Here is a 9,541-nt window from a genome sequence, read left to right on the forward strand (position 1 = left end):
GGGGGTGCCGGAGGGGTTGGTGGCGCACAAGGTGATGCCGGGTGATCGGCCGTCGACGACGGTGTTGGCGCCGGTGTTGTCGCCGTCGTCGTTGGGGCAGTTGATTGCGTTGTATGAGCATCAGGTGTTTGTGGAGGGTGTGGTGTGGGGGATCGATTCGTTCGATCAGTGGGGTGTGGAGTTGGGGAAGGAGCAGGCGTCGGTGTTGGCGCCGGTGTTGGGGGGTGTGGGTGAGCCGGAGTCGGGTGATGCGTCTACGGACAACCTGATCCGCATATACCGTCGTATGGCGAAGGAGGTGTGACCGTGCCCGCGCTGAAGTTGCTCAAGTTGCCGCCGCCCGTCGCGGAGTCGTGGGATTGGCAGATGCATGCCGAGTGCCGCGACGTGGACGGCTCGCTGTTCTTCCACCCCGACAACGAGCGCGGTGCCGCGCGGGAGAACCGCCTCGTCGCTGCGAAGACGGTGTGCGGGCAATGTGCGGTGCGGGAAGAATGCCTGGAATACGCTCTGGAATCCGGCGAACGCCACGGTATCTGGGGTGGGCTTTCGGAAGACGAACGCACCCGGGTGCGACGCGGGCACAGGCGCACCCCCCGCTCCTAGCGCGAGCGTGTGCCTCCGGCTCGCCGGGACGGCGGTGGCTCGTCACACCTCCGATCCGCCGAAAACGGAGAATCTTCCGGTGGCACCGGGTATATCTCGTGCAATGCCGACCGAAACACCAGTGTGGCTGGTGCTCGACCTCGTCGGGACATTTGCGTTCGCACTCAACGGTGCGTTGACGGCCGTGCGGGCCGAGAAACTCGACATCGTCGGGATCGTCACGCTCGGCATGTTCACCGGTCTGGGCGGCGGGACGGTCCGCGACGTGCTTCTCGGGGCCCTGCCCCCGGCAACTTTCCTCGACTGGCGATATCTCGCCCTCGCTGCTTCCGGCGGTCTCGTCGCCTTCGCCCTCGGCCACAGACTCGATCGGCTCAACGCGACGATCACCGTGTTCGATGCGATCGGATTGAGTGTGTTCGCAGTGCTGGGCGCATACAAGGCCCTGGACTTGGGTTTCGGGGTGACACAGGCCGTTCTCGTCGGTGCCGTGACCGCGGTGGGTGGCGGGACCATCCGTGACGTCATGATCGGTCGTGTGCCTACCGTCCTGCGGAGTGAGCTCTACGCAATTCCTGCCCTCATCGGAGCCGGAATATTCACGGCTGCACACAGTTTCGGGTATCAGGGCACCCTAGTCGCGTTCGGCGCGGCGGCGGTGTGCTTCGTGATCCGTATGATCGGCGTGCGTTTCGACCTTCACGCGCCGTACCCACCCGGCCGGCACGGCGCAGGGTGAGTACGGCGCGGAGTGAGTACGGCGCAGGGTGAGTACGGCGCGGGGTTCGTCAGTCCTTGTCGAGGAACAGGTCCCACTGCGGGTTGTCGCCGCCGCCGTAGCCGGACAGATCGGTCACACCCGATTCGGTGAGTACGTCCGCGTCGATGAAGCAGCGACCCGTGGCGTCCTTCGCAGAGCGCGACAGGATCGCCACCGCGGCGTCGGCCATGATCTCCGGGCTGCGCGAGGACGACAGGAGCGCGTCACCGTCCGGCATGTGCGCGACCGCCGACGTCGCAATGAACGTCTCGGGCCAGAGGCAGTTCGCCGCTATGCCGGCCTCGGCGAACTCGGCTGCGAAACCCAACGTCAGCAAGGACATTCCGTACTTCGACAGGGTGTAGGCGGGGTGCACTCCGAGCCAGTAGGGGTTCATGTTCAGGGGCGGGGAGATGGTGAGCACGTGGGCGTTGGGCGAGTTCCGCAGGTGCGGCAGCGCCGCCTTCGTGAGCAGGAAGGTGCCGCGGCAATTGATTTCCTGCATGAGGTCGTACTTCTTGGCCGAGAGCTGTTCGGTCGGTTCCGTGGCGATCGCGCTCGCGTTGTTGACGCAGAAGTCGATACCGCCGAAACGCTCCACCGCGGCATCGACTGCCTGCTGGACGTCGCTTTCCTTGCGCACATCGCCGACGACGGCGACGGCTTTGCCGCCGGCCGCCTCGATCTCGGCGACAGCGGTGTGGACCGTGCCCTTCAGCCGGGGGTGGGGCTCGGCGGTCTTGGCGAGCAGGACCACGTTCGCACCCTGCCGGGCCGCTGCGGTGGCGATAGCGAGGCCGATCCCGCGGCTGGCGCCGGAGATGACCATGGTGCGGTCGGTGAGTGCGTTCTGGCTCGTCATCGTTCTCCCAGTTCGTATCAGTGAAACCGTTCCGTTCTCAGCGATGATATTGGCATTCTCTTTTTCTGCAAGTAATGTATCCAGCGTGAACGACTTCACCGAAACCTCGTCGGGTATCCCGCTCGAGCCGGTCTACGGGCCGGACGACCGGGGTACCGAGCCGCCTGCGCCGGGCAAATTCCCCTTCACCCGCGGCAACTTCGCCACCGGCTATCGGGGCCGGTTGTGGACGTTCCGCCAGTACTCCGGATTCGGAACCGCCGAGGAGTCCAACCGGCGGTACCGCTACCTCCTCGAGCAGGGCGGCACGGGCCTGTCGGTCGCGCTCGATCTCCCTACTCAGTGCGGTTACGACTCCGACGATCCGGAGGTCGGTGAGGAGGTGGGTCGCGTCGGCGTCGCCGTCGACACCCTCGCCGACGCCGAGATCCTGTTCGAGGACATTCCGCTCGACAAGATCAGCACGAGCTTCACCATCAACGGAACCGCCGCCATCCTGCTGGCCTTCTACGTCGCCGCCGCCGAGCGCAAGGGGGTGCCGCGCGAGAAACTCACCGGCACCATCCAGAACGACATTCTCAAGGAGTACGCGTCCCGCGGCACCTGGATCTGGCCTCCGGAACCGTCGCTGCGGCTCATCGCCGACACCATCGAATTCTGTGCAGCCGAGGTACCGCGCTTCAACGCGATCTCGGTGGCAGGTGCGCACTTCCGTGACGCCGGCGCCAACGCGGTCCAGGAGATGGCGTTCACTCTCGCCGACGGTGTCACCTACTGCGACACCGTTCTCGCGCGCGGGCGGATGACCATCGAGCAGTTCGCTCCGCAGATCTCGTTCTTCTTCTACACCCACGGTGACTTCTTCGAGGAGATCGCCAAGTACCGTGCCGGGCGCCGGCGGTGGGCGACCATCGTCCGCGAGCGTTACGGTGCGACCACCGACAAGGCGTCGATGTTCCGCTTCGGGTGTGTGGCCGGCGGTGCGTCGCTCTACGCGCCGCAGGCCCAGAACAACCTCGTGCGGGTCGCCTACGAATCCATGGCCTCCGTGCTCGGCGGTGTGCAGTCGATGTTCACCGCTGCGTGGGACGAACCGTTTGCCCTCCCCAGTGAGGAATCGGCGACCCTCGCGCTGCGCACGCAGCAGATCCTCGCGTACGAGACCGGCGTGACCCGTGTCGCCGACCCCCTCGGCGGTTCGTACTTCGTCGAGGCACTCACCGATGCCACCGAAGAACGCATCATCGAGATCATGGCCGACCTCGAAGCGCACGGCGGCATGGTCCGCGCGATCGAAGACGGTTACCTGCAGGGTCTGATCGCCGACGAGGCATACAAGACCCACAAGGAGATCGAAGGTGGCGAGCGTCCCGTGGTCGGTGTCAACAAGTTCGTCTCCGACGAGCCCGCGCCGGAGATCTCCACGTACGAACTCGATGCGCTGGGACGCGAGATGCAACTCGAGCGCCTGGCGAAAGTGAAGGCGGAACGCGACCCCGAGGCCGTGCGCACCACCCTCGCCGAATTGTCCCGCGCTGCGGAAGGAACCGAGAATTTGATGCACCGCCTGATCGACTGCGCCAACGCGTATTGCACCGTCGGCGAAATGGTGTCCGCGCTCAAGAACGTCTGGGGCGAGTTCCAGCAGCCGGTGGTGTTCTGATGAGCGCCCGCATCCTCGTCGCCAAGCCCGGTCTCGACGGGCACGATCGCGGCGCCAAGATCGTCGCCCGTGCCCTCCGCGACGCCGGATTCGAAGTGATCTACACCGGCATCCGTCAGAAGGTCGAGGACATCGTCTCGGTCGCGGTGCAGGAAGACGTCGCGGTGGTGGGTCTCAGCATTCTCTCGGGCGCCCACGTCGCACTCACGACCAAGGTCGTCGAACAACTCCGTGCGGCCGACGCCGGCGATATCGCCGTGATCGTCGGCGGCACGATTCCGCAGAGCGACGTGCCCAAGCTTCTCGCCGCGGGCGCAGCAGCCGTGTGTCCCACCAGTACTCCGCTGGATGTCCTGGTCGACGAGGTCCGGAAATTGACGGGCACGGCTGCGCCGCTGTGACGACGCGCGGCACCCACACAATCGAGTTCGGGAAGTTGGAGGAATCGTGCGTATCGGAGTGATGGTCGGCCCGGAGCAGGGTGATACCGCCCGCAAGGTCGACCGCATGCTGAAAGACGTCGAATGGGCCGAAGCCGCAGGATTCGACACGGTGTGGGTTCCGCAGATCCCCACGGATTTCGACGCCCTCACCGCGGTTGCGTTGATGGGCACGAGGACCAGCCGCATCGAGATCGGCACGGCGGTCGTGCCGCTCCAGGCGCAGCACCCGATCGCGCTGGCCCGGCAATCGCTGTCGACGCACGCCGCTCTGAACGGGCGGCTCGCGCTGGGTGTCGGTCCGTCGCACCACTGGATCGTGGAGGACATGCTGGGGCTCTCCTACGACAAGCCTGCCAAGTACACCCGCGACTACCTCGAGGTTCTCAACGCGGCGCAGCGCGGGCCGGGTTCGGTGGACGTGGAGAACGACACGTTCACCGTGCACAACCCGCTCGATATCGCCCCGGTCGCACCGATGCCGATCCTGGTGGCCGCGCTCGGACCGGTCATGCTCCGGATCGCGGGCGAGCACACGGACGGAACGATCCTGTGGATGGCCGACGAGCGCGCGATCGGTGAGCACATCGTGCCGCGAATCACCAAGGCGGCCGCCGAGGCCGGACGCCCGGATCCGCGGATCGTGGCGGGTGTTCCGGTGTGCCTCTGCGCGCCGGACGAGGAGGAGGTCGCTCGCGAGCGAGCCAACCGGATCCTTGCCGAGGCCGAGATCTCGCCCAACTACCAGCGACTCCTCGAGCAGGGTGAGGCCAAGGACATCGGCTCCATGGCGATCGTCGGTGACGAAGAAGCGATCCTCGCCGGGTTCCGTCGTTACCGCGACGCCGGCGTGACGGACCTGTCCATGCGCCTGCTGCCCATCGGCAACACCCGCGACGAACTGGTCGCGTCGAAGTACAAGACCCGTGAAGTCGTTGCCGAGCTGGCGAAGGAACTGAGGTGACGGCGGGTCCACTCGCGGGAATTCGAATTCTCGAGGTCGGCCACATCCTCGCGGGCCCGTACGCCACGATGATGCTCGCCGATCTCGGCGCCGAGGTCACGAAGATCGAGCCGCCGACCGGGGATCTCTCCCGGCAGGTGAGCGACGCGTATTTTGCGAGTCTCAACCGCGGGAAACGCAGTATCTGTCTCGACCTCTCGACCGAGGAGGGCCAGGAGAGGCTCGGTGAGCTGGCGTCCGTCTCCCATGCGTTGCTCGTCAATCTCAAGCCCTCGGCGATCCGGAAGTTCGGACTGACATACGAGTCGTTGCGCACCCGAAACGACAAGATCGTGTGTGTCGCGCTCACCGGGTACGGCCTGCACAACGGCGACGATCCGGCGTTCGACTACGTCATCCAGGCTGTCACGGGCGTCGCCGCGCTGACCGGCGACCCCGACGGGCCGCCCACGCTGCCCGGTTATTCGGCGGCGGACAACTCCACCGGCCTGACCGCCGCCCTGGGTCTGCTCGCACAGATCGTGTCCGGTCGCGGTGGGCAACTGGACGTCTCGTTGCACGACGTGATGCTGTCGCAGCTCAACTACCGTGCCTCGGCGTATCTGAACGAGGGCACCGCGCCGAGGCGCATGCCACACGGTGCCCACTCGTATTATGTTCCGGCTCAGCTGTTCCCGACCGCCGACGGAACTCTCGCGCTGTTCATCACGCACGACGGTTTCTGGCGGACGTTTGCCGCCGAAGCGGGCATCGACGGTTTCGGCACGATGGCCGAACGCGCCGCGCGCCGCGACGAGGTGCTCGAGGTCGTCACGGCTGTGCTGGCCGGCGACAGCGCATCGGGATGGGAACGCCGGTTACGGCCGCTCGGGGTTCCGGCCGCAGCGGTGCGATCGCTGCCGGATGCGCTCGAGGCAACTCCGGACGCGGTGATCACCGCCGGCGATTTCCGCCTCGTGGGCGGTCCGATCCGCATCGAGGGATACGAACCGCGGTACGGCGCACCGCCGCGTCTCGGCGAGCACAACGACGACGTGCCCGCTCCCTCACTCTGATCCTCTGCTCGCAACAGTGATCTGCTCGGGAATCTCCCGAGCAGATCACTGTCCGTCGTGCAGGTTCCGGTGAACCTCTACTCGTACCGCACCCGGATGTCGTTGCTGTCGGGCACTGCCTGGCACGTGAGGACGTAGCCGTCGGCGATCTCGTCGTCGCTGAGTGCGTCGTTCACGCGCATCGTCGCACTGCCGTCGACGATCTTGGCGATGCAGGTCGCGCAGTTCCCTGCCTCGCACGAGAACGGCGGTGCCAGTCCGGCCCGCCGGGCGCTCTCGAGCAGAGTCTCGCCCGGATGTCGCGGGACGGACACCCGCTGGCTTCCGAGACGGATCGAGACCGTGCCCTCGATCGGCGGAGCGGGTGTTGCGGCGGCCACGGGTGCGTCCGCAGCCGGGAGGTCCGCAACCGGGACGTCGGGGCGGATGGGTTCGGCGGCACTTCCGAAGCGTTCGCTGTACACGTTGCCCGGGCCCGTCAGTGCGCCTTCGATCATGTCCATGAAGGGCTCCGGCCCGCACAGGTAACTGTCGGCCGCCGTGTCGGGTCCGACGAAGGCCGCGACGGAGGCGGGATCGAGCAGTCCGCTCTCGTCGTCGTAGTGCCGGACGACCTCGAACCGCCCCGGATACCGGGCGACCAGGTCTGCGGTGACCGTCTCGAAGATGGCGGAGGCACGATCGCGGTCGGCGATGAGCAGGCGGACTCGGCGGTCGGTGGAGGCGAGGGCACTCTTGGCCAGCGACAGAATCGGAGTGATGCCGCTGCCGCCCGCGAATCCGAGCACCTGGCCCTCGGCCGGGCGGAGCAGGAAAGTGCCTGCCGGGCGGGTGATGTCGACTTCATCGCCCTCTGCCACATGATCGTGGAGCCAGTTCGAGACCGCGCCTCCGGGTACCCGCTTGACGGTGGTCATCAGTTCGGTGTCGGTCTCGGGAGCACTCGACATCGAGTACGACCGGTACAGGTCGGTTCCGTCGACCGTCACCTTGAAGGTGCAGAACTGCCCGGACTTGTAGGTGAAGGGCCCGTCGTGCGGAGCGAGCACGTAGGTGCGCGCGTCGTCGGTCTCCTTCACGATCCGGGTCACGGTCGCGCGCTGAAACAATGGTGGTCTCGCCATGGACCGTCTCCTCCTGGTATGAATATTCTACTAAGTGGAGAGTACTATTCTCACACGCGAGAGTGAAACCTCTCGGGACGATTCCCATACGCGAGAGAGCGCCATGACAGAGCCCGCCGTGCTGGCATTCGAAGATCGCGAGTACACACTCGCCGATCTCGACGCATGCGCCGACGGTCTCGCACTGCGTCTCCGCGACCAGGGTGTCGGCACGGGTGACCGGGTCGCACTGATGTCGTCGAACCGTCCCGAATTCCTGATCGCGGTCAAGGCGATCTGGCGCCTCGGCGCCGTCGTCGTCCTCCTGAGCCCGTCCTGGAAGCGGACCGAGGTCGAGCACGCCTTCGCCGTCACCGAGCCGGTGGTGGCGGTAGGGGACGCGGCCGTCCTCGCCGAAGTCGCAGCGGGCCGCGATGCTCCCCTTCCGATGGTGCACCTCGACGATCCCGTCCCGGAGCGGTGGGAAACCGCCCGCGGCGGATCGGGCTTTCCCTCGGGTGCGGATCGGGATGCGGACGCGGTGCTCGTGTTCAGTTCGGGAACCACGGGCCTGCCCAAAGCCGTCCGGCACACACACGCGTCCTTCGGCGCCGCAGTGGTGCACTGGCGCGACGCTCTCGCATTGACGCCGGCAGACCGGATCCAGATCGCCACGCCGCCGTCGCACATCCTCGGCCTCCTCAACATCGCCACGGTGCTCGAAGCCGGTGCCTGGATGCGACTCCACAGGCGGTTCGACCTCGAGACCGTCTTGCGTCACATCGAGCGGGACAAGATCACCGTGGAGATGGCCGTCGCTCCCATCGCCATGGCCATCGCCTCGTATCCCGACCTCGAGTCGCTGGACCTGTCCTCGCTCCGCTACATCATGTGGGGGGCGACCCCGGTCACCGAGAGTGTTGCCGCGACGATCACGCGCCGCACCGGTGTGCCATGGGTCCCGGCCTACGGTGCGAGCGAAGTACCCGTCATCGCGTGCAACCCGGTGAGCGGAGCCCGTCTCGACAGCGTCGGCCGCGCCGCCCCCGGTGTGGAGTTGCGAGTCGTGTCGCTCGGCACGGGCCAACAGGTCGCGCCGGGTGAACGCGGCGAGATCCAGGTGAAATCCCCGTCGCTCATGGCCGGTTATCTTCCGGACGAGGCGACCGTCGACGCCTTCGACGACGGGTGGTACCGAACGGGCGATGTCGGGTCCGTCGACGAAGACGGTTGGGTCCGTATCACCGACCGATCCAAGGAAATGATCAAGGTCAAGGGCTTCCAGGTCGCTCCCGCCGAAGTCGAAGCGGTACTGCACGGCCACCCGGACGTAGCCGACTGCGCGGTGTTCGGAGTCGCCGACGAGGCCGCGGGCGAGGCAGTGGTAGCGGCGGTGTCGGCCACCGCGACCGCGACGATCGACCCCGACGAGGTCATCGCCTATGTGGGCGAACGGCTCGCGTCCTACAAGCGACCCAGCCGCGTGATTCTCGTCCCCGAAATTCCCCGCTTGCCCTCCGGCAAGGTGTTGCGCCGACTACTCGAGGAGCGCCATGGACGTACGTCTGACGAATGAACAACAGCAGCTGAGAGACGCTGCCGCCAGGCTGGCCGACGAGCTGGGACCGGGATCGGTCCAGGACCTCGACGACGCGGCGCGCCGCGCGCGACTGGAGAAGACCGTCGACTCCACCGGCTGGCGCTCGCTGCGCTCCGACGGTGCGTCGGGAGTCGAGGTGGCGATCATCGCCGAGGAATTCGGCCGCGGCCTCGTCGACGTTCCCTTCCTCGGGCCCGTGCTCGCCGACGATCTGCGTCGTCACCTCAGTGAGGACCAGCAGACGTGGGCGATAGCGATCGGTGACGACGCGTTCGACGCGCACGGCCTGAAGCAGGCCCTGGTGGTCCGCGGCACGACCGTGCTGTCCGCCGAGATCGGCGAGGTAGCGCCCGGTGCCGACCTCACCCGTGGGTTCGCCACCCTCACCGAGCCTTACACCCCGGTCGGAGATCTGGACGCCGAGCCCATCGAGCGCGGATACGCGCTCGCGTTGGTGGCGACGTGGGGCGGGCGGGTGGGGCCCGGCC

General features: G+C 66.8%; 9 protein-coding genes and 2 pseudogenes. 9 read left to right on the forward strand and 2 right to left on the reverse strand.

The window, feature by feature from the left end:
- The 3 genes and pseudogenes from TVH25_RS19195 to TVH25_RS19205 form a co-directional block, all read left to right on the forward strand.
- Nucleotides 1-304, forward strand: a pseudogene (locus TVH25_RS19195) (glucose-6-phosphate isomerase); the annotation flags it as partial.
- A gap of 2 nt (nt 305-306) precedes the next feature.
- Nucleotides 307-606 carry a WhiB family transcriptional regulator gene (locus TVH25_RS19200; protein WP_169622180.1) on the forward strand — a complete coding sequence of 100 codons (300 nt, stop codon included), beginning with the start codon at nt 307-309 and terminating at the stop codon, nt 604-606.
- Nucleotides 607-709: 103 nt separating this feature from the next.
- The gene (locus TVH25_RS19205) at nt 710-1,345 is read left to right on the forward strand and encodes a trimeric intracellular cation channel family protein (RefSeq protein WP_169651562.1); all 636 of its coding nucleotides are present in this window, start codon (nt 710-712) and stop codon (nt 1,343-1,345) included.
- A 49-nt stretch (nt 1,346-1,394) separates the two neighbouring features.
- Here the strand turns inward: TVH25_RS19205 and TVH25_RS19210 are convergent, their stop codons facing one another.
- The gene (locus tag TVH25_RS19210) at nt 1,395-2,228 is read right to left on the reverse strand and encodes an SDR family oxidoreductase (RefSeq protein WP_169621985.1); all 834 of its coding nucleotides are present in this window, start codon (nt 2,226-2,228) and stop codon (nt 1,395-1,397) included.
- A gap of 43 nt (nt 2,229-2,271) precedes the next feature.
- Between TVH25_RS19210 and TVH25_RS19215 the strand changes: the two genes are divergently transcribed.
- From TVH25_RS19215 to TVH25_RS19230, 4 genes are read left to right on the forward strand one after another with little or no spacing between them, the layout of a single operon-like run.
- Nucleotides 2,272-3,891 (forward strand): methylmalonyl-CoA mutase family protein, encoded by a 1,620-nt coding sequence (locus TVH25_RS19215; RefSeq protein WP_169621986.1) that lies wholly within the window; start codon nt 2,272-2,274, stop codon nt 3,889-3,891.
- A complete protein-coding gene (locus tag TVH25_RS19220) occupies nt 3,891-4,292 on the forward strand; it encodes a cobalamin B12-binding domain-containing protein (RefSeq protein ID WP_422425226.1) in 402 nt (133 codons plus the stop codon). Before TVH25_RS19215 ends, TVH25_RS19220 begins: the two co-directional genes overlap by 1 nt.
- Before the next feature lie 46 nt (nt 4,293-4,338).
- Nucleotides 4,339-5,295 carry an LLM class F420-dependent oxidoreductase gene (locus TVH25_RS19225; protein ID WP_169621988.1) on the forward strand — a complete coding sequence of 319 codons (957 nt, stop codon included), beginning with the start codon at nt 4,339-4,341 and terminating at the stop codon, nt 5,293-5,295.
- A complete protein-coding gene (locus tag TVH25_RS19230) occupies nt 5,292-6,350 on the forward strand; it encodes a CaiB/BaiF CoA transferase family protein (protein ID WP_378529063.1) in 1,059 nt (352 codons plus the stop codon). The genes TVH25_RS19225 and TVH25_RS19230 overlap by 4 nt, the downstream gene beginning before the upstream one ends.
- A gap of 77 nt (nt 6,351-6,427) precedes the next feature.
- Here the strand turns inward: TVH25_RS19230 and TVH25_RS19235 are convergent, their stop codons facing one another.
- Nucleotides 6,428-7,474 carry a 2Fe-2S iron-sulfur cluster-binding protein gene (locus TVH25_RS19235; protein WP_422425227.1) on the reverse strand — a complete coding sequence of 349 codons (1,047 nt, stop codon included), beginning with the start codon at nt 7,472-7,474 and terminating at the stop codon, nt 6,428-6,430.
- A 103-nt stretch (nt 7,475-7,577) separates the two neighbouring features.
- Here TVH25_RS19235 and TVH25_RS19240 point away from each other — a divergent pair, with 103 nt between their 5' ends.
- Together TVH25_RS19240 and TVH25_RS19245 are read left to right on the forward strand one after the other, a co-directional pair.
- Nucleotides 7,578-9,029 carry a class I adenylate-forming enzyme family protein gene (locus TVH25_RS19240; RefSeq protein WP_422425228.1) on the forward strand — a complete coding sequence of 484 codons (1,452 nt, stop codon included), beginning with the start codon at nt 7,578-7,580 and terminating at the stop codon, nt 9,027-9,029.
- A pseudogene (locus tag TVH25_RS19245) lies at nt 9,007-9,541 on the forward strand (acyl-CoA dehydrogenase); the annotation flags it as partial. The gene TVH25_RS19240 and the pseudogene TVH25_RS19245, both read left to right, overlap by 23 nt.

The organism is Rhodococcus sp. 7Tela_A2 (assembly GCF_049311045.1).
Lineage (GTDB): Bacteria > Actinomycetota > Actinomycetes > Mycobacteriales > Mycobacteriaceae > Rhodococcus.

Coding starts and splice junctions, on each gene's coding strand:
- TVH25_RS19205 (WP_169651562.1), top strand. CDS start 710: ATGCCGACCGAAACACCAGTGTGGCTGGTGCTCGACCTCGTCGGGACA.
- TVH25_RS19210 (WP_169621985.1), bottom strand. CDS start 2,228: ATGACGAGCCAGAACGCACTCACCGACCGCACCATGGTCATCTCCGGC.
- TVH25_RS19215 (WP_169621986.1), top strand. CDS start 2,272: ATGATATTGGCATTCTCTTTTTCTGCAAGTAATGTATCCAGCGTGAAC.
- TVH25_RS19220 (WP_422425226.1), top strand. CDS start 3,891: ATGAGCGCCCGCATCCTCGTCGCCAAGCCCGGTCTCGACGGGCACGAT.
- TVH25_RS19235 (WP_422425227.1), bottom strand. CDS start 7,474: ATGGCGAGACCACCATTGTTTCAGCGCGCGACCGTGACCCGGATCGTG.
- TVH25_RS19240 (WP_422425228.1), top strand. CDS start 7,578: ATGACAGAGCCCGCCGTGCTGGCATTCGAAGATCGCGAGTACACACTC.